General features: G+C 57.2%; 14 protein-coding genes. 8 read left to right on the top strand and 6 right to left on the bottom strand.

From position 1 onward, the window contains the following. Positions 1 to 3: 3 nt before the first annotated feature. Positions 4 to 933 (bottom strand): glycosyltransferase family 2 protein, encoded by a 930-nt coding sequence (locus Q3Y58_RS16830; protein ID WP_319623040.1) that lies wholly within the window; start codon positions 931 to 933, stop codon positions 4 to 6. Between the two features lie 163 nt (positions 934 to 1096). On the opposite strand from Q3Y58_RS16830, the gene Q3Y58_RS16825 reads away from it, so the two are divergent. The 8 genes from Q3Y58_RS16825 (at position 1097) to Q3Y58_RS16790 (ending at position 12019) form a co-directional block, all read left to right on the top strand. Beyond that, positions 1097 to 2281 (top strand): glycosyltransferase family 4 protein, encoded by a 1185-nt coding sequence (locus Q3Y58_RS16825; protein WP_319623039.1) that lies wholly within the window; start codon positions 1097 to 1099, stop codon positions 2279 to 2281. Positions 2282 to 2284: 3 nt separating this feature from the next. Next, complete coding sequence (locus Q3Y58_RS16820) at positions 2285 to 3700, top strand: lipopolysaccharide biosynthesis protein (RefSeq protein WP_319623038.1); 1416 nt, start codon at positions 2285 to 2287, stop codon at positions 3698 to 3700. A gap of 3 nt (positions 3701 to 3703) precedes the next feature. Then, positions 3704 to 5215 (top strand): O-antigen ligase family protein, encoded by a 1512-nt coding sequence (locus Q3Y58_RS16815; protein WP_319623037.1) that lies wholly within the window; start codon positions 3704 to 3706, stop codon positions 5213 to 5215. Then, the gene (locus tag Q3Y58_RS16810) at positions 5212 to 5952 is read left to right on the top strand and encodes an acyltransferase (protein WP_319623036.1); all 741 of its coding nucleotides are present in this window, start codon (positions 5212 to 5214) and stop codon (positions 5950 to 5952) included. Before Q3Y58_RS16815 ends, Q3Y58_RS16810 begins: the two co-directional genes overlap by 4 nt. Next, on the top strand, positions 5942 to 7075 hold the full coding sequence (locus Q3Y58_RS16805) for a glycosyltransferase (protein WP_319623035.1): 1134 nt from the start codon (positions 5942 to 5944) through the stop codon (positions 7073 to 7075). Before Q3Y58_RS16810 ends, Q3Y58_RS16805 begins: the two co-directional genes overlap by 11 nt. A 13-nt stretch (positions 7076 to 7088) precedes the next feature. Continuing rightward, the gene (locus Q3Y58_RS16800; protein WP_319623034.1) at positions 7089 to 9485 is read left to right on the top strand and encodes a hypothetical protein; all 2397 of its coding nucleotides are present in this window, start codon (positions 7089 to 7091) and stop codon (positions 9483 to 9485) included. A 38-nt stretch (positions 9486 to 9523) separates the two neighbouring features. Then, positions 9524 to 10387: a hypothetical protein gene (locus Q3Y58_RS16795; RefSeq protein ID WP_319623033.1), complete on the top strand. Its 864-nt coding sequence runs from the start codon at positions 9524 to 9526 to the stop codon at positions 10385 to 10387. Between the two features lie 117 nt (positions 10388 to 10504). Continuing rightward, complete coding sequence (locus Q3Y58_RS16790; protein WP_319623032.1) at positions 10505 to 12019, top strand: GumC family protein; 1515 nt, start codon at positions 10505 to 10507, stop codon at positions 12017 to 12019. A gap of 35 nt (positions 12020 to 12054) precedes the next feature. Here the strand turns inward: Q3Y58_RS16790 and Q3Y58_RS16785 are convergent, their stop codons facing one another. The 5 genes from Q3Y58_RS16785 to Q3Y58_RS16765 form a co-directional block, all read right to left on the bottom strand. Then, positions 12055 to 13662, bottom strand: a complete 1608-nt coding sequence (locus Q3Y58_RS16785) for a sigma-54-dependent transcriptional regulator (protein ID WP_319623031.1) — start codon at positions 13660 to 13662, stop codon at positions 12055 to 12057. A 61-nt stretch (positions 13663 to 13723) separates the two neighbouring features. Further along, positions 13724 to 17104: a PAS-domain containing protein gene (locus Q3Y58_RS16780; RefSeq protein WP_319623030.1), complete on the bottom strand. Its 3381-nt coding sequence runs from the start codon at positions 17102 to 17104 to the stop codon at positions 13724 to 13726. Next, on the bottom strand, positions 17101 to 17613 hold the full coding sequence (locus tag Q3Y58_RS16775; protein ID WP_274217333.1) for a putative pterin-binding protein: 513 nt from the start codon (positions 17611 to 17613) through the stop codon (positions 17101 to 17103). The genes Q3Y58_RS16780 and Q3Y58_RS16775 overlap by 4 nt, the downstream gene beginning before the upstream one ends. 15 nt (positions 17614 to 17628) lie before the next feature. Next, a complete protein-coding gene (locus tag Q3Y58_RS16770) occupies positions 17629 to 19443 on the bottom strand; it encodes a sugar transferase (RefSeq protein ID WP_319623029.1) in 1815 nt (604 codons plus the stop codon). Further along, positions 19440 to 20516 (bottom strand): glycosyltransferase, encoded by a 1077-nt coding sequence (locus Q3Y58_RS16765; protein WP_319623028.1) that lies wholly within the window; start codon positions 20514 to 20516, stop codon positions 19440 to 19442. Before Q3Y58_RS16765 ends, Q3Y58_RS16770 begins: the two co-directional genes overlap by 4 nt. Positions 20517 to 20746 lie beyond the last annotated feature (230 nt).

Here is a 20746-nt window from a genome sequence, read left to right as displayed (position 1 = left end):
CCCTCAAGCGCTTTTGGAAACAAGCAAAGCCTTTGCGTCCGACAAAACGGCATGTAGCGTGCGCTTGTCCGGGTTCAGCATGGCGGCTTTGATATGGGTTCTCAAGGCAGCTGACGGGTTGCCCTCTTCCAGCTCCTTTTCGGCTGTGGCCACTAGAATGTTGGCGCGAGCCTTTTTCAAGGCCGCCTGCACGGCGGGGGATGCGTTGTCTTCGTAACGAGCGATGATTGAGTTCATGGCATCAATACGCGCCTGCCGTTTTTTGGTCTCGCTTCCGGGACGCATCAGGTAGTCCATGGTGACCGTTCCACTGATGCCTACGGCGCCCTTTTCCGCCAGCTTCAACCAAAGGTCCCAATCTTCAGCGGATGGTAACGCTGTTGCAAATCCATTTGCGTATCGCAAAGCTTCTGTTTTTGCGACGACTGAAGAGGTGCCGACGATGTTGGTCGACAGCAGCGCAGCCAGAGGGTCCTGAAGCAGTTGATAGTGTTCTTTAGGGCGCGCATTCAAATGACCCCGCCAGAATTCGAAGCAGGTACCAAGGTCCTCCCCAGCCATGCCCACGTGGCGATAATCTGTGAAACTGAACAGTGCATTGGGCTGTTCAAAGTGCCAGCGCATCTGCTCTGCGAGCTTGCCGGGATACCAGATGTCGTCTGCATCCAAAAAGGCAACGTGGCTGTAACGGGCCTTGGAGATGGCAAGATTCCGCGCACTTGCAGGGCCTTTCGCTGGCCCTTGAAGGGCGACGAGCTCATCGCAGTCTACGGCAAGCCGGGAGAGCCACTCGCCTGTGCCATCTGTTGAACCGTCGTCGACCACGATCAATTCAAGGGGCTGAAATGCCTGCTCGATAACACTGCGGATGGCTTCCTTCAGATACGGCAGACAATCTCTTGTCGGGATCACAACCGAACACCCCGGCTCCATGGCACACTCCTGATTTTTTATCGAGCTCGAAAGCGATGGGTTGGCATCGAGCTTGCTGCTTCAAGGCAAGCTTTGCAGGTTCTGAGCCAATTCTGATCCCCGACATTACAGGGAGTTCGAGGCCAAGACCGCGCGAGATAACAACAAAAAAGGACGCGCCCTCGTGAAAACCATTGGATATGTGCTGGCTGATTTTCCGGTTTTTTCCGAGACATTTGTTGGAAACGAGATCAGGGCCATGCAGGAACAGGGGCACCGGGTTGTGCCCATCGTGCTGCGCCGTACCGATGGCCCAGCGCAATCCGCTGACCTGAAGCTGAAAGAGATTGCCCACTACCTGCCGGAGCACAGTGATTTTTCAGCGCTGAAAGCGCTGCCGTCCTTGTCCAGCTCCTTCCTTTCCGCGTTGCAGTTCTGCCGCCAACAAACCGGCTTGCCGGTCTACTCGCTGCTGGGCAATGCCATGAAGATTGCTAGCCTTGCCAGACAGGAGGGAGTTGAGCACTTTCATGCGCATTTCGCCGGCCCAGCTGCAGCCCATGCCATCGTCGCCGCGCGGTTGATGCGGGTAAGCTGCTCGTTCGTATGCCATGGACACGACGTCTACTCAGAGGCAATTGATCTGCCAGAGAAGCTGGAAGCTGCGGACTTTGTGGTCGCTGTTTGCAACGACATGGCAGAAGACCTGCACACCTTGTGCCCGGAAGCGGAAATCTCCATCGTCCCTTGTGGGATAGATCCGACCCGTTTCCGCCCCCGCCTAAACGGCGGCGACAATGGCCGACTGCTTTTCATCGGGCGATTGGTGGAGCAGAAAGGCATCGATGACCTTTTTACCGCGCTCCATGAAATGGGCGATGCCATGCCCCCCGTCGACATTGTGGGAGACGGCCCTTTGAAGCAAAGGCTCCAAGCGCAGGCGATCAAGTTTGAGCTGGAGAAGAAAGGGCTCGCGTTTTTGGGGCCCAAACCTGCGGAGTGGCTGACGGAAAACGGACCTCACTACAAAGCTCTGGTCGCGCCCTTCAAGGTCGCTCCGGACAAATCCCGCGACTCCGGGCCCCTTGTTGCCAAGGAAGCCATGGCCATGGCGCTTCCGGTGATCACCACTGACTTCATGGGCATGAAAGAGACGATTACTCCCGAGTGCGGCTACAAAGTGCCCCCCGGCAACCCGCAGGCATTGCAGGCAGCGCTGGAAGCGTTTCTCGCGCTTTCTCCAGAAAACCAAGAGGAAATGGGGGCGGCGGGGCGGCGCCGGGTTTGTGAAACTTTCACATTGCAAAACCAAGCCAGAGCGCTTTCCAACCTCGTGGAAGCGGCAATACCGCACCGAAAGGCCGCCTGACGCATGAACCTAAAGAGCTTGCTCCATGCCTGGCCCTATGTGGCCAGCATTGTTCTGACCAAAGGCCTTGCGGTTATCACCATCCCCGTGCTGACCCGATACATGGCAGCGGAGGATGTGGGCTATCTGGATGTAGCCGCGTCCTTGCTCGAGTTCATTGGTCTGGTGTTTGCCATGGGGCTGGCGGACACGCTGTTCCGGTTCTCCGGCACCCAGCGCACGGAAGCAGAACGCAACCGCGAAGCTTCTATCATTACCGGCAGCGCGTTGGTGCTGGCACTGTTCTTTGGCGTTCTGGTGCAGCTGTTCATGCCGCTGGTGATTGGCGCATGGGATTTGCCCATCAACGAATGGGCGCTGCGCTTGAGCATTTTGGGCGCCACTCTTGGCGGGCTCATCGAGCTGCCGCTGGCGTGGCTGCGGCTTGGTAACAAGCCCAAGCTCTTCCTGATTTTCACGGCCTCTCGCGGTGTGTTGCAAGCGCTGACCATGGTGGTCTTGCTGATGAACGGGTATGGCATTGACGCCATCCTGATCGCAAACGGCAGCATTGACGTTGTGCTGGCGCTGAGCTTGCTCGCGCTCCAAGTTTCGCGCACCGGCATTGGTTTCTCCCGCCAAGGTTTTGAGCGCACGGTGAAGTTCGGCTTGCCCTTGGTTGGAGGCGCGCTGGCCATGTTCGCGCTTGGCTCCTGCGATCGCTGGTTCCTCGTGACGGCCATTTCGCCGGAAACACTGGCTCACTATTCAATTGCCGTTAAACTGTCGCTGGCCGCGCCGCTTCTGCTACAGCCCTTTGGCTTGTGGTGGTATGCAAAACGCATTGCGGTTCTGGAAGAAAGCAACGGTCTTGCCCACTCCGCTGATGTGGTGCTGCTCGGCTACTGGGTGCTTGTGGTTGGGGCGCTGGGGACCGCCCTTGCTGCGCCGATTTTCATTGCGTGGCTGTTGCCCGCCTCATACCTGCCTGCCATTGCTTATGTGCCGTGGCTTGTACTGTGCTTTTCGCTGAATGAGCTGTGCTCCTTGCTCAATGTTGGAACGTACCGCGCCCAGCATGGCTTTTATGTGCTCGGCGTGAATGCTGCTGGCGGGGCTGCAGCCGTTCTCGGCTATTGGCTGCTTGCGCCGTCCCATGGCGTTGCCGGTGCGATTTTTGCCACGCTGGTGGGCCATGGCCTGCGGCTTCTGCTGTTTCTAGGGTTGTTTCACCGAAAGGCCCCAATCCCCTATCGTCTGCCTCAGATGGCCGTTTTTACGGGGCTTGCCGTCCTCGCGGTGGCGGGCCAGCCGCTCAGCGTTTCTTTGCTCTGGCAGTTTGCCTATGCCATCGCGGCGGGTCTGATCATGCTGGCGGCAGGGTATGGCGTTATGTCCCGTCTGAAATCCCGTGGTGCATTGGCGCCGGTGGAGGCCTGAGCCATGACGGACCTGAGCCAACTGTCCACCAAGAACAAAGCCCACCACCATGTGCTTATTGCGGCTCTTGCCTCTTTAGGGGTGGGGCTGGCTATTCTCAATCCACTGCATCCCCTGCTGATTGTCGTTGTGGCAATCCTGCCCATCGGGGCGGTGATTGCCTTTAAGAACCTGTTCTATCTCTGCCTTGGGTTCGTGGTGTTCTCGTTTTTCCGCATCCACGAAGTGTTTCCGTTTCTGATGCCGTTTCGCATTCCCATCCTGTTGGCGCTGCCAACTCTCGGGGTGCTGTGCTGGCAGCTTTTTTGCGCCAAGTCGCTGAAACCATTCTGGAACAGAGATCTGACCGCGTTTGCCGTGTTCTTTGGCCTTGTCACGCTGGGTCTGGCGCTGGCCATGAACCGATCACTGGCGTTTTCCTATTACACCGCCACCTACATCAAGATCGGCATCATGGTGCTGGCGATTGCGTGGATCGTTCGAAAGCCTGAGGATTTTGCCACCGCTTGCCGGGTCTTTGTGATTGCAGGCATGGCGGTGGCACTGGTGACCATCTCGCGCAAACTGCAGGGCATCGGCCTGGTGGAAGGGAGCCGTGTGACAATTGGCCGAGACTACGGTTCTGTCTTGGGTGACCCCAACGACCTGTCGCTGGTGCTGCTGTTTCCTTTGAGCTTTGCAACAGCGCTTGCCATCATTCGCCCCACAAAGCTGGACCGTCTTTTGGGCATTGTCGCCACCCTCTGCATTTGCTGGGCTATCGTTGCAACGCAAAGCCGTGGCGGGTTGCTTGGCATCGTTTCCGTGCTTGGCATCGGGGGAACCCGTGTGATCAAGAACAAGTTCGTTCTTGCGGGCATCGGTGCCGTTGGGCTGGCGGCCCTTATGGTGATGGCAGGCATTGCCGACCGGCAATCGGGCGGCGCTGCAGAGAGCGGCATTGATGAAAGTGCCATGGGCCGCATTTACGCATGGCAAGCGGCAGTGAACATGGCTCTGGCGCGCCCCTTGAATGGGGTTGGGCTAGACAACTTTGTTGCCAACTACTTCTCCTTCACGCCGCACTGGACCGGCATGGCAAAGGCCGTGCACTCCACCTGGCTGGGCGTTTTGGGTGAAACGGGGTTTCCGGGTCTCATCGCGTTCGTAACCATGGTGGTGCTGATGGTGCTGACCAACCGGGAGTCGAGCCGAATTCTGGATGCTCACAACGCCCCGGCCAGCACACGCGCCACGGCGCTGGCGCTCATTGGTGGGATTACCGGCTTTTGCATTTCCGGCACCTTCCTGACCCAAGGCTTTACGTGGCCGATTTACATCCTTCTGTCGCTCACCGTGGCCTTGTCCCGCTATGCCAAGGAGCTTGAACCCCCGGCAATTCAAGGAGCGTCGCCGGACGCGTCGCAAGCGGAAGATTCACCCTTTGCTCATAGGCTGAGAGCACGCAGCCCAAGATCCCGACCTCGCGTCAAAGTGCTGGAGGGAACCAACGATAACAACAGGATGGGGCGATGACAGCAGTGAACAAACTCAAAGGGTGGATCAAGCGTCAGGACACCCCAACCACCAAGTGGCTTTACAAGACCTTGAAGCAGGTACGCAGTGCGTCATTTCCGGTGATCCCTGGTTTTCACGGCGCGCTCTACACCATCAGCCGCGGGATCAAAGGGGTTTTCTTGAACCTTGTGCGCGTGTGTTGGACCACGCCCCTCTTTCAAAGCCAGCTCGAAAGACCTTGCAAACAGCTCTACATCTTTGGTGGCATGCCGTTGGTGATCGGCCCGCTGAAGATGGCGTTTGGTGATGATGTGCGCCTTTCAGGCCAAACCACATTCACTGGCCGGTCCGACGCTGAAAGCACGCCGGAACTCAAGGTGGGCAGCCACATAGATATCGGCTGGCAGTGTACCTTTGCGGTGGGAACGCGCATTGAACTTCAAGACAATGTGCGCCTTTCAGAACGGTGCTTCCTTGCTGGATATCCCGGCCACCCCTTGGATCCTGCGGACCGCGCTGCAGGCCTTCCTGCGACCGCCGATCAGGTGGGTGACATCATTGTGGAGGAAGGTGCCTGGCTGTGCTTTGGCACCATCGTGCTGGCCGGGGTACGCATCGGCGCGGGCTCCGTGGTCGCAGCAGGAAGCGTGGTGACCAAAGACATTCCTCCGGGCGTCTTGGCCGCAGGGTCCCCAGCCCGTGTGATCCGTCCGATCCACGCCGATGTGGAGGTGGCAAAATCCCATGCCCTCTGATCTCGTGGTCTTTGGTGAGGACTGGGGCCGACACCCTTCCTCCACCCAGCATCTGATTTCGCGCCTTTCTGACGACTGGCAGGTGGTGTGGGTGAACTCCATTGGCCTGCGCCGCCCGCGCCTTAGCTTTCGAGACCTTAAACGGGTGACCGAGAAGCTGGGCAGCATTCTTTCTCGGCCCAAAAGGATGAACGGAACAGCCGCCGCTTTGGTGCCTGCAAACATTCATGTTCACGCGCCAACAGCCATACCTTGGCCAGGCAGCAGGCTGGCTGCATGTGCCAACCGGCGCTTGCTTGCCCGTCAGGTCACCAGTTGGATGCGAGAAGACGGAGTGAAACGACCGATCCTCTGGACTTCCTTGCCGACCGCCGTTGTAGCTCTTGGCGAATTTGAAGAACGGGCCGTGGTTTACTATTGCGGTGATGATTTCTCGTCGCTCGCAGGTGTCGACCATAAACCCGTCGCGGCAATGGAGCGACAGCTTGTCAAAAAGGCTGACCTGATTGTTGCCGCAAGCCAGCACCTGGCGGACCGGTTTCCTGCTGAAAAGACGCTCTATCTGCCACACGGGGTGGACTATGATCTGTTCGCAAAACCGGCTGACAGGCCCAGTGACCTGCCGCAGACCGGCCCGATTGCGGGGTTTTATGGCTCCATTGCCGACTGGGTGGACGTTGCCATGCTGTGCGAGGCCGCGACCCAATGTCCTGACTGGCATTTCGTCCTGATTGGGGCCGTTGAGACAGACATCTCCTTGCTGGAAAAACACAGCAACATCCACTTCTTGGGGCGTCGCCCCCATGACCTGCTGCCGGGCTATGTCCAACATTTTGATGCAGCGCTGTTACCCTTCAAAGACACCGAGCAGATCCGCAACTGCAATCCGCTGAAGCTGAGAGAATACCTTGCGGCGGGCACGCCAATCATCACCACGCGGTTTCCGGCGATGGAGCCTTATGCCCCTCTCCTGACAATCCTTGAGACCGGCGAACCGCTGGCCCATGCCCTGAACTTTGCCCTGAACGACAAACAGCGCAACAGCGTGCGCCGTGAGGTGGTTCGTCCGGAATCCTGGTCGAGCCGGGCGGCGCAGCTGGAAGCGGCTTTGAAGAGCTTATAGGCGAGAGGTAGTCATGCGATCAGCACTTGGGCATTTTCTGTTGCTTGCCACCATTGGGTTGGCCGCGCTCTTGAGTGTATCCCTGCCCGCACAAGAGCTGACCCAAGGAAACCTGCCGCTTGAAACGCCGCTGCCTTCCGACACCTTGAGCGGCAATGAACAATTGATTGTGCGAGGGCGGCTTGAGGGCGCACGTGAAGCGATGCTGATCGTCCGCATTGATGACAGCGCCTCAACCGGATATGCCAGCCGATACAATCTGGAACAAACATTGTTGCCCGGGCCTTTTGAGCTCAGCATTCCTCTACGCGGGATCAAGGCCACCGGCGGGCGTTTGATGGACCTTGCCCAGCTCACTGATGTCTTTGTGTTTTCACCCGACAGTTCCACCATTTTCAGCGAGGTGGAAGTCTCCATTTTCACACCCGCCCCTCTCCCGGAAGGGTCGGCTGGTTATAGCTTTGGTGAGGCCGATGCGCCAGTTTTTCCGGGCTTTCAACGGGTTACACCGGAAAGCTCGTTAATTGAGTCAGGCCGTCCCACAGCGCTGCGCAGAACAGGCTCCGATCCGCTGATTACCAACGGGATCAATGGCATGGAGCGTGTCGTTCTGCCGTGGCGTGAAGGAGATGAGGTTGATGTGCATTTATGGACTGAAGACATTGGTGAATGGGAACATTTGCCTCATCCGCTGGAACGGCGCATCAACATCAACGACCACACCGTGTTTTACAAAAGCCACAGCATCGAAGACTGGGTGCGTGAGCGCTATCTGGAAGGCAAACGCCGCGAGGTTCTGGGACAAGGTGATGCATGGACGGACCTGGCGCGCTACCGTGGGGGGTATCTGAAGGCGACCACCACCGCCACCAGCGAAGGCGTGCGCATTGACCTTGCTGGCGACAGCGCCGATGCCACCTACCTCTCCGCCGTTTTGCTCACACCCAAGGGGGATGACAGGGCGCTCAACATTGTGCTGGAAGAACGCGCCCGAATTGCGCGCGCGGCTTGGCCTGTGGTGCCATTGGGCCCCCGAGAGCCAGCAGATGCGGTTTTCAATCTGACCCAAGCGGTGAAACCGATGGTAGCCCTGCCCTTGCGCATCGCCGCCGGAACAGGAGCGCGCCTGAGTGTGGACCTTGTGAGCGATGAACGCATAGACCTGCTTAGCGCTTCCCTAACGGGCGCCCCCCCTGAAGCAGCGCTGTTTCTTTGGGCGGCCCTTCGGACCCTGGACAGGCCAGCAGCGAACGCCAGCTCCTTGAGCGTTCAGGAAACACGCCTTCTGTCTGACGTGAGCGGCCTCACAGTTGCTCCAGAACGTCCACGGCGTGTGGAGATATGGGTTTCAGTGCCGCCCGACACGCCAAAGGGGACCTATCCCATGCAGCTGGCGGTGACGAGCAGCTTTGGCAATGTGAGCCTTCCCATCAACCTTGAAGTTCTCGAGAGTACATTGCCGCCCTCAAGAGCCCCTGCCGGGTTTTACATGGATGAGGCACCACATCTAACCTGGGCCTGGCAGGACGGTGAGAAGCGCGTTGCTCAGCTGCAATGCGACATTGCTTTCTTCAATAAGCTGGGCCTCAGCCCACTAGCGCCCGGGCTGATTACACCCACACCAGATGAGGAACAGGCCTTTTTCCAAGAACTGTCCGCGGCAAAGCAATTCGCGCCCGCCGTGATGGCCTATACGCCCGCAAAGCGCCTGATTGAACAGGTTGGCATTGAAGCTGCCGCAGTGCAGCTTCAACGGATCACCCAAGAGGCAGAGGAGCGAGGGCTTTCCCCGATCTACTGGAGCGTGGCGGATGAACCTTCAAACCCGGACATGCAAGCCTATGACCTGCCGCATCTGGTTGACGTGTTCCGGGAAGTCGCCCCTGATGTGAAATTGGCGGCGCAACTGAACTCGGAAGAAGACCGCGCGTTGGCCCGGCTGTTCGACCTCGTCCAGATCAACGACGGCTATGGCCTGCAGCCCATGGATATTCGCTCCCTCCAGCGGGAGGGGCTCAAGGTCTGGCTTTACAACACGAGACAGCCTCGGATGACGGCCGCTCTGGGTGTTCTGGTGACCGGGGCAGAGGCCTATGTTCAGTGGCACAGCCGCATGCCAACGGCGGACCCGTTCGACCCAACCGACGGCCGCGAGGGGGATGTGATGATGCTGTTGCCGAGTGCAGAGGTGTGCCCGAGTCAGCCCGATATCCATTCTGGCCTTCTGGACATGGCCGAGGGCGTGGTTGACCAGCGCTGGCTGCTGCACTTTGGGCAACAAGAAGACGAAGAAGCACAAGACCTTAAGTGGAAACTATGGAAAAACATCGAAACACTCTGGTGGGATCGAAACAAATCGCCAAATACTTATGAAGAAGAAATTAAAAAAATAATTGATACACAAAAATAAAACATAATATTAAACGCGGTTTATTGAGGCAAAAATCAATGATCAGGACAAACGTCCTTATCGTTATACTCTGTTTGATGTTCGCTTCTTGCGTTCAAACGGATGATCTTGAGCTTTTGCCGGACTACCTCCAAGCACAGGGAAAGGCGGCCAGCGCACGTGCAGCTGGTGAAAGTGACGATGCGCTTTCGCAGACCAGCCGTGACGCTGAGAGACCGGACCCCAGTTCGGCGGACAGCGTGAGGGAACGCATGCTGGCAGAAGCGCGGGCGGGCATTGCAGTACCGTCACCGCAACAGCGGGAGGACGCAAACAAGCTCACCGCAGATGGGACCACGGCTCCGTACACGGGACAGCCTTCTGCAGAAGAGCTGTTTAGAGATTTCATGGCGCGCCGGCCTGTGCAAGCAGTACCGAGCTATGCAGGAGACGCTAAGGACATAACCGGCAGCATCCGCCTTCCTGAAACACCTCAAGCTTCCCGCGCTGACGTCTTTGGGCGGAGCGCTGCCACAGACCCGGCGCTCATCAACGCACGCATGCAGTTGCTTGCTGCAGCACGAGCCGCATTGAGCGCGGAAGATCCCGCTTCTCAAAGCGCACCCTCTCCCAAACTGCGTCCGGGCGACACGCTTGTGTTTCAAGGCCTTGATGAGGTGACGCCGCTTTCGGAACAGGCGCGTAGTGATCTGGAACGGTTCTCTTATCTGGCGGCTGAGAACAATTGGTCCTTGATGCTGACCGTTGGCTTGCCTGACCACGGCGAGGCTTTTGAACGCCTTCGCAAGGCTCGGGCGGTGAGCAAGCGTATCATTGCCAGCTTGCCGGACACAATTGAGGTTCGTGAGCGCGTGTCACCGGACCTTGAAGCAGGCGAAGCGCTGCTTGAGATCACCCCATGAGGTAACAGGACTGCCTCGGAAAAAAGCTCATAAAAATTGAGCAATATCTGCGACAAACTATTGAGAAAACAAAAAGAAAGCAGCAGACGCAAGCGCCCATCCTCACGTAGAGTATTCATGATGATAAATGGCAAAGGCAGATCAATCCGAGACTTTTTCCTGCTTGTGCTGGAAGCGGCATGGCGCCGGCGGTACATGATCTGCATTCCCATGCTTATCCTGCCTGCCATGGCATTTTTCGTCTCCGACTATGCACCGAAGCGCTACGCAGCGACGATGACTGTGCTTGTTCAGGAACCCGCCCGGCTGAACCCATTTCTGGAAGACCTTGCAATTGGCCCCAACCTGAAAGAGCGCATGCCCGCACTTGACGCGCTGCTGCACAGCGAACATGTGCTCGGACGTGTTCTGGAAGACGTAGGGGACATTACCCCCAGCACACCTCAGCGAGAGCGGGAGTTGATGGTCCGCTCCCTTTCTGCTTCGATCAATGCGCAACTGGTGGGCAACGACCTCGTGCAGCTCACCATCACGTCCACCAATCCCAATGGACTGGCGGCAAAGCTGGAGGCTGTGGGAGAGCGCTTTCTTGAACGGCTGCTCTCACCAGAAAGGTCGGCCGTCGACAAGAGTGGTACCTTCCTGGCTGAACAACTGGCAAAACAAGAAACCTTGTTGCGTGCAAAGGAAGACGAGCTGGCTGAATTCAAAACGCTGAACGCCGACAAGCTGCCTTCCGTTTACACCGCCAACGTCCAGCGCTTGGTGACCTTACGCTCCGAGCTTGACAGCAAAAGCGTTCAGCTGGCCTCGGCGGAAGCAGAGCTAAACCACCTGAAGAAACGACTTGCCAGTACGAACCCGGCTATGGGGCGACTGGAAGAGCGCATTGTTGCCCAGACCAGCCTGCTGGCCAACCTGAGAACACGCTACACCGAGAACCACTCAGACGTGCGGGCAGCACAAGAAACGCTGCGCCAGCTTACCGAGGAGCGCAAACTGCTTTTTGATGCCGCTTCCGACCTAACAGACGCGGACCTTGACCGGCTATGGAACATGGCTGCTGGACAAGAGCTGAACGCGGACCAGAAAACGGTGCCTCTGCTTGTTTCGCAGATGCAAGCATTGCAAACGGCGGAGAGCAAGCGCGAGGCGCTCTCCAAAGACGTGGCGCTCCTTAAGAATAACATAGCCGAAATGGAAGCAAGTGTTGCCGAGTTTGGGCCAATTGAAAAACAAATGAACCGGCTTGAACGTGACATCGATCTGGCTCAGGAAACCTACAGCGAACTCTCCCGTCGCTATGAAATGGCTGAGGTGACGGGCGCGCTCGGCAAGTTTGAAGCCCCGGAGCGGGTGAAGATTGTTGATGCGGCTGAAGACCCCCAAGCGCCGATCACACCCGGTAAGGTGGTTTATGTAGCTGGCGGCATTTTCGCCGCGATCATGCTGGGGGTTGGCCTTGCTGTTGTGTTTGAAGTGCTGGACCCGACCTTGAGACGGCAAGATGCGTTTCTTGCAGCGACCAACAATCTACCCATAATTGTTCGCATGCCCAGGATGGTAGACCCTTCCACCAAACCGGGACAGACCCGCAAGGGGAAGAGCAAACCGGATCAAGAAGCCGCCTAGCGCAAACAACAGGCTGAGGTGTCCGCAAGCCGCACTCAGGATTTTGCCCCAGAAGAGGACTGGGCGTCGTCCTGCGCATTTTGAGCCACCTGATCTTCAAGCTCCCATGCCTGCAGACGGCGGTAGATCGTGGAGGGGCTCACCTCTAACGCCGCAGCAGCCCTTGGAATGCTGCCATTGCAACGGTCGATGGCGTCTTCAATGGTCAGGCGAATGACTGTCTCCAGAGGCAAGATGCGTGAGGCATCACGGGACTCGCTTTGGAAAGGCAAGGTCAGCGGGCTTTGTTGAGCAACCTCACCTTGCTGTCTCAACGGCGCATGAGCAGCACCGGCCTCATGACCATAGGAAGGGGGGCTCACTCGACTGTTCTCATCCCCATTGGCATGGAGACTTGGATGGGCTGACGGCTCAGCCACCCGATGCCCTGCACTTGGTTGGGATTTTGGCAGGGACCGCACAGAGCCTTCTGCAATGTCGGGCGGCAGCATGTAGCGCTCGAGCACATCACCGTCATTGAGCACAACAGCGCTTCGCAACACATTTTGCAACTGCCTGATGTTACCGGGCCAGGAAAAGGCCATGAGCGCCTGTTCGGCTTCCGGGCTGAAGCGGGTGAACCGCTTGCCGTCTTCCTGCGCATAGGCGTCCAGAAAATGACGCGCCATGAGGAGAATATCCATGCCGCGGTTTCTGAGGGGCGGCAGGTCAATGGGAACCACATGAAGGCGGTAGTACAGATCTTCCCGAAACCGACCAGCGGCAACCTCGGCCACCGGGTCGCGGTTGGTCGCGCAGACAATTCGCACATCCGCGTCTCGCAGGCGATCCTCCCCTACCCTTTGCACCTGCTTTTCCTGCAGGAAACGCAGCAGCTTGGACTGCAAGGACAGATCCATTTCACAGACCTCATCCAGAAACAACGTGCCCTTGTCCGCTGACAATGCGGCTCCCTTGCGATCGGAAGTCGCGCCGGTGAACGCCCCCTTGATGTGACCAAAAATCTCGCTTTCCAAAAGGTCCTTTGGTATCGCCGCACAGTTTATGGTGACCATTGGGCCTGTGCTGCGCTTGGAAAGCTGATGCACCGCCTCAGCGCACAGCTCCTTACCGGTTCCGCTTTCCCCGCGGATGAAAACGGAGGCATTTGTGGGCGCAACAGCACGAAGCATGCGGTAAACCGCCTGCATGGACTCGGATTTTCCGATGATGTTGGACAGGCCCTGTTCTTGATCTGGCCCCTCCACCTTGCTGCCCAGTTCGCTCAGCTCCCGCCGTTCCAGCGCATTGCGAATGGTGGTCCGCAGGCGATCCGCAGAAAACGGCTTCATGATGAAGTCGAACGCCCCTTCCCGCATGGCTTCAACAGCCAGATTTACCGAAGCCTGTCCGGTAATCACAACGACTTCCGAAGTCAGCCCCTCGGCGCGAATGGCCTTGAGAACGTCTATGCCGTGCATGTCTGGCAGATTGACGTCGAGAACTATGACGTCCGGGACCGCAGCCTGAATCTCTTCCATCGCCTGCTGCCCGGTTTCAACACCGCGCACCCGAGCCTCCTCCTGCTTCAGGTAGGCCTTGTACGTTTGCAGCAAAGCATAGGTATCCTCGACAATGAGGATGTCCGCGGGTTGGTTTGACATCTAATCCTGCACAACAAGGTTGCATCTGGCAAAAATGCGCCAGCAAGTTCAGATGCCGACGTTAAGAAGAGGACGCAACCTCCGTCAATTCGAATTTAACGCAGGGTAATTTCTTGAGTTCTGAAACTGCAGTTCCTGCTGACTGTATAAATTCACTAGCCAATTCTAAAAGAACTTCCTGATCCGGTTCATTTTCTACTTCGGATGCAATTTTTGCTGCCTCCAATGCGCCGAATTGGGACATGAGCCCTGAAAATCTATGGGCGGTCTTTCGTAGCTGCTCAATATCGCCAGTCTCAATGCACATGTTGAACTGGTCAAAAAGTTCTTCCGAGTTGGTAAAGAATGTACTTAGTAGGCTGGCAAAAACATCCTCACCGACTGCCTCGACGATATCATTCAAGGTCTGCTGATCAATGGTCGATGATTTCTTGCCGCTATTAGCCTCGCCAGTCCGGGTCTTCGAGGGTTCGTAGCCTTTTTCTTCTTGCTTATGGGCATGTACCATTAGACTTCCTTCCCTGACGGGTGCCGCCAGATCGTCATCTTGAAGCAGCGCCTCCAGGCGCCTGAGCTCCTGTTTCCAGCCATCGTTGGGCAGCGCAAATATATCCGGTTGGACTTCCTCGTTTTCTGCTGTAGGCGGCAGAATGTTGGCGGGCAGCTCTGCCTTCTCGACATACTTTTCACTGTCTTGGTCTTCCCGCTTGGCAACGCTTTGACGCACCACTGCCAATACGCTGTCCAGCTCCTCCCAGCTTATGGGCTTGGTGAGGTAACCTGTCAGACCAGCTGCAAAAGCGGCTTCCTTGTCTGCTGCCATCGCCTGTGCTGACAGTGCATAGATTGGTGTTGCAGACATCGGCAGACCCATCTCCCGGATTTTCCGGGTGGCGGTCATGCCGTCCATGTTGGGCATCTGCATGTCCATCAGAATAAGGTCGAAATCACGGCGTCCGACCGCCTCCAGCGCCTCTACTCCGTCCTGCGCGGTGGTTACAATGTGCCCGCGTTTTTCCAATGCGGTTTTGATGACCAGCTGACTTGCGGGCGTATCTTCGGCGACAAGGATCTTGAGGCGCACTGGCTCGGCAGGTTGTTCAAGGTCAAGCGTGCCCTGAATGCCCTTCCACTCAGGGTCATTTTCCGCCGCCTCACCTTCCATGGCTTCCAGCTCGATTTCGAACCAGAACTGGGAGCCGAAACCGACAGTGCTCTCGAAGCCGATCTCACCTTTCATCAGGTTGACAAGTCGCTTGCAGATGACGAGCCCAAGTCCGGCACCGGGCTCTGTCAGATCTCTATCCTGCCGCTTGCGCTCAAATGGCAAGAACAGCTGCTTTTGAACATCCAATGCAATCCCGGAACCGGTATCGTGGACCGCAAACCGCAAACGGCGCTTGCCTTCATGGATGCCAATGCCTTCAACAGCTAGGGTCACATGCCCTTGTTTGGTAAACTTGGCTGCGTTGCTCATGAAGTGGGTGAGCACCTGACCAATTCTCCCGGCATCTCCCTTGTAGATACGCGGCAGATCAGCTGGCAGATTCAGGTCAACTTCCACATTCTTGTCGCCAACCGCATCTTCAGCAAGGCGCAAGCTCTTGTTCACGAGGCGCTGTAAATCGAACGGGCGATAGTTGAGCTTGATTTTGCCAGAGTCCAGATCGGAGAAGTCGATCGTGTCTGATATGAGACCCAACAGACGCTGACCAGACTGCTGTATTTCGGCGGTAAATCTGCGTTGATCAGATTTCAAGTCGCTGTCCGAAAGCAGGGAAGCGAACCCCATGATGGCGTTGAGGGGCGTGCGGATCTCATGGGAGATCATGGAGAGGAACTCGGATTTGGCACGGCTGGCCGTTTGGGCTTTCTCCGCCAGATCCTTAAGCTGTACGGCTTGCTTTTCCAAACGTTCATTGGCGCTTTGGATTTCCAGCGCGCGGCTCTTGGCCTCCGTAATGTCCGTGAAGACAGAAACCATCCCGCCGGTGCTTGTGCGTTGCGTTGAGAGTTGCATCCAGCGGCCATTGGCCGTGGGCTCCTGATGGCGGTAGTGAACCTGATCAGATGCCAAAGCGCTGCGGCGTTTTTTCATGCGCTCACTGATGAAAGCCTCCAAATCGTCGGGCTTTGGATATACGCGTGCTTCAACGGCAAGGCGGATCGTTTCCTCATAGGTCATGCCGCGGTGAATACGCTCGGCCTTGTCTCCGAACAGCTCTCTGAACCGACGATTGCACAAGATAAGCCTGTCCGTCCGGTCGAACAGGACAAGGCACTCGTCCAGACTGTTCACCGCATCATCCAATATGCTGCGGGCGTGCTCGGCTTCCTTGGCCATTCTGGAGAGCTGATCTGCCTGTTGGCTCACGTGTTCTCGGGCGTGTTCCAGTTCGGCTTCTCGGCGTTTCATCTCTGTGATATCGGTGCGGATGCTAACGATCCCGCCATCTTCGGTGTGCTTGTCTGAAATCCGCACCCAGCGCCCATCGCTCAGCTTCATTTCATAGGTAGCGACCGGCTTGCGCCGCGACTGCTGACGATGCTCCAGCCACTGGGCCAAGCCTTGGCCTTGCAGGTCAAACTCGTTGTTTTCCGCACCGTATTTCAGGACATCCATGTAGGGGACACCTGCGCGCAACGCAGCTGCGGAGATCTTGTAGATATGGGTGAACTTCTGGTTCCAGAGCACAACACGGTCTTGTGCATCACATAACAGGAAGCCCTCATTGATGTTCTCAACAGCATCGGAAAGGCGTTGACGGGCGGAGCTGGCCTTCTCCTGCGCCTCAAGGGTTTTCCGAAGAAGCTTGTTGGTGTGCATCTCATAGTACACCAAGAAGCCCATGAGGCCCATGAGCGAGGCGATAGCCAATCCGCTGAACCAGACGAGTTTTTGCAGCATTTCGCTCATCTCGTTCTTGACGCGCAGACGCTGCTCGATATCCCAGCGCAGGCTTGCCAGCGTCACGTCCCGCAAGTTCTGAGGATAGGGGTTGAAGCGCTCTCTGATCTGCAGATAGGTGGCCAGATCGTCGGCCTGCAATTGCCGGACTGCGCCTTCAACGTCTATCAGTGTTTTTTCAAGACTGCCAACGACGCCCTGAAGACCCATTATTGACGTGATCTCCTGCTTCAGACGCCCGGTCTTGTAAAGCTCCATGCGGCTCCAAAGCAGGTCGAAGCGCAGCAGCATGTCGGCCTGACTTATGCTGTCATTGCCCAGCATGAAACCATCAAGGGCGTTCAAAAAACGAGCTAAATCCAGCTCGGTCTGAGCTGCGGTCCATACGGCATTTTCCGTGACGGTGCGCGTGAGTTTCTGCTCCACTTGCTCATACTTGAAGGCCGTGTAGACGGTCAGCCCTACCAGGCCGCAGAAGAGCAGAAACAAACTGATTACGACGATGCGCCCGCGCGCGGAAAAATGCTTCATCATTTGACGTGGAGCTCCCTAACCTGCCAGATCCACTTGTGGTCCTCGGAGACTAAAGGGTGCTGATCTTTGGGGTAAACGACCCAGAGCGGGCCCTTGTCGCGAACGCTTAACGGCTTGCCGTTCATTTCCGCTGCGAGAATAACCGGATACTCTTTGAGTTCGGAAACATCCAACTCAACCCGGTAATCGTTGAGCGCCACTGCTTCCACCTTGGTGCCATTGGCCCCAACGCGTTCCAGGATATCGCTGATGCGCGTGCCATCGAACCGCTGCCTGCCGTCCGTCCACGTGGTGTGGGTCAGAACGGTTTGAGAGCCTAGGGACGCCAGGGCGTCACGGTCGAACTTGGCAACCGCCCCATCGGTTGTCTTGTCAATGTCGCCGCTCACCACGAGGATGACCGGACCGTTGGGCGCGCTCAGCTCTTCCGCGTCGCTGGAGAGCGCGAACAATGAGAGTGCGCAGGCAGCCACAGCACCAAAAACAATGTTCTTTTGCAGAGGAAGCATCGGCGGTTTCTCCTTTTACTGACCGCGACCCGTCACCATCACAACGAATGTTCGCAGGATGATGGAGAGGTCTGTCTTGAACCATTCCCAAGGGGTAACAAGCTGCATGGCGTAGGCGTGATCGTGCATGACCTTGGAGCGCACATCTTCAACATCCTCATCGTAGCCCTGCTCGACTTGAGCAAGGCCCGTAATGCCGGGGCGCAAACCATAGGTACGCTCGATGTAAAACGGGATTTGATCCTCAAGCCGTTCAAAGAACACGGGACGTTCCGGACGCGGGCCAACAACGGACATTTCACCTCTCAGCACATTGAGGCACTGGGGCAGCTCGTCCAACCGAGACTTGCGCAGGAAACGGCCGATCCGTGTGATGCGAGGATCTCCTTTTGTTGCCCACTGCGCGCCGTGCTTTTCGGCGTCTGTGCGCATACTGCGGAACTTGGTCAGCAAGAACAGGTTGGTGCGGTCTGGCAGGCGCTCTCCCACACGGTACTGGCGATAGAAGATCGGGCCCGGGGAATCCAACTTGATGATTATCGCCAGAGGAACAAACAGGATCGCCATCACAACAAACGCTGCCACAGCAAGGATGACGTCCATCACCCGTTTTCCCATTCTGGCGAGTGGATGAATGAAGTCAGGAACGCCAGTGTTGTCCGCCGCGCGGCGCCAAGGTTTGCGGGTTCCAAAAACATACTGACAGCAGCCGAGAAACGCCGCCACCTGACCGCCCAGCGCATAACCAACCGCAGAAAAGGGGCGCAGTAGTTTGGGAAGATCGCCGTCTGTTACCGCCTCATAGATATTGACCGCCATCGCGACAAGAACGCCCGCCATTACCAGCTGAGCCAGCAGCGCGCCTTGCAGCGCAAGCACGGCACAGGAGAGCAGGAACGCAACCATCAGGATCGGCGTGAAGGCCCGCAGCCCCTTGCCTGACAGATAGATAAAAGCCAAGGCCGGTTTCTTGAGATCAGCAAGGCGCCAAAGCCAGATGGCCTGCTGCAGGTTTCCCGCGCCAATGCGCAGCCGGCGGCGCAAATCGGTCTCGCGGCTGGCGGCCTCTGTTTCTGTGGCAACAAGCGACAGATCGTAGATGGCGCGATAGCCATCCTCGACGATCTGCATGGGGATGAGCACATCGTCGTTGATCGTGGATGGAGGAATGGCCCGCCAAGCGGAGCGGCGGATGGCGTAAAATGCACCATGCGCGCCAAAAGGAGCGGCCACGGAGGCCTCCGCCTCCTTCAACCAGCGTTGATAGGACCAGTAGGCATGTTCTCCGCTATCTTCGGTCTCCAGTTCATAGGTGGCGCAGACCACGCCAACATCCGGATCTGCAAACTCGTCCGCGACGCGCCAGAGCGCATCTGGTTCAACAACTGCAGAAACATCCGTCAGGACAATGATGTCAGCCGTGCTTTCCGAAATGGCCTGATTGAGAACGGCGACTTTGCCGCGGTTGTAGTGCCATTCGCTGAGTGAGAGCGCAGCGGTTGAGAGGCCCTCGTCCTGAAGCTCTTTAAAGGTTCTCTTGGCAATGGGATATGTCTCATCGGTGCAGCCATCAAAAATGATCGAAACCTTGAGCTGGCCTGCTGGATAGTCCATTTGAGCGCAGTTGCGCAGTTTGGCCGCAATGCCCAGCGCCTCGTTGTAAGCCGGGATGATCACCTCGATGCTTGGCGGCTGAGTGCGATCCACCTTCTGAAACTTTGGCTGGCGTGGTTCTGAACGTGACGCCATTTGCCGAAGAACAGCCGGATAGACCAGACCGTGATAGGCCATCAAAGCGCCGGAACCGAGGGCAACGAGTTCTGCGGTCAAAGCGGTACCCCTTGAGCTAGAGAGTCGTAAGCACTCAGCGTGTCGCGCCAATCAAAGCGGCGGCGGACGAATTTTACAGGAGCATCGGTTTGCGGCGCCTCTGACTGGATCAGGAGCGCTGTGGCGAGCGCGCTTTCATCTTCCGGCGGCACAACCTGACTGGCCTCCGGGCATACTGCATCCGGCAGGGCCCCAACTCGGGTCGCGACGACAGGAACGTTTGCGGCCTGAGCCTCGATAACTGTGAGCGGCAGCCCTTCCTCTCGGGATGGCACCGCCAACACATCAAAAGCGGGCATCAAGGCATTCACTTCCACCACATTGCCAAGGAAAGTCACGCGGTGACTGATCCCCAGAGCAGCGGCTTGCGCTTCAAGCGCTTCACGCTCGGTGCCATCACCAGCAAGGGCCAGATGGAAGCTCTCGGGAAGATGGCTGATGGCATCAAGAAGCACATCAAACCCCTTGACCCTTTCAAGACGTCCGACGCCTCCAATGAGACGCGACCGCTCTGGCAAACCGAACTTTTCTCTGGCCGCACGTTTGTCCCCGGGACAGAAAACCGTCATGTCCACCCCATTTGGGATGACGTAGACCTTCTTCTTCCCTGTGAGACGCTCTACTTCTTTGGCGACCGGAAGGCTGACAGCGGTAACGATGGGCCGAAGCAGCTGGAAAGCTGCCTTGGTCAGGAACAGTTGGCGGCCATCGCGCAGATGCCAGGCATCATGCTCGACCTGCATGATGTGCGGCACGCGCACCAGACGGGCGGCCAGGCCCCCGTAAAGTAACGGGCCGATATGATGTGTGAAGACTGCCGCCGGTTTGTCCCGCTTCAAGGCTCGGCGAAGTTTTCCGACGACCGACAAATCCCAACCATTGCTCTTACCGAAGTAAACAGGCTCAACACCGTAGCGCTGCGCAAGTGCAACGCCCGCTGTGCCCGCTTCTGGCGCTCCTTCCAAGACGTAAACACGGGTGTGCGCAGGATTGGCTGCACACAAACGCATAACCAGCAGCTCGATGCCGCCGGGGGCAAGTTTTTGAATGATATGGATCGCTCTTATTGTCATTCGTTGGGATCCTGAGATGCGCTAGGACGCGGTTCCCCAACTACTTCGCAACGCTCGTGCCAATCGAAACCCCCTCGAAAATGTGCGGGATTTGCGCCGCGCTATAGATCTTCGCTATTTGCAAAGAATGCCTCTAAAAATTGCCAGTGTCATAGCTAACGCCCCGAATTCCTGCGGTTTTCCCGGGCATGGGAATTGCTAGATGATTGGCGTAGTGCCCCGCGTACACG

Source organism: Nesiotobacter zosterae, assembly GCF_033843645.1.
Lineage (GTDB): Bacteria > Pseudomonadota > Alphaproteobacteria > Rhizobiales > Stappiaceae > Pseudovibrio > Pseudovibrio zosterae.
Note: the sequence above shows the minus strand (reverse complement) of the source record. Positions and strands in the feature narration are given on the sequence as shown.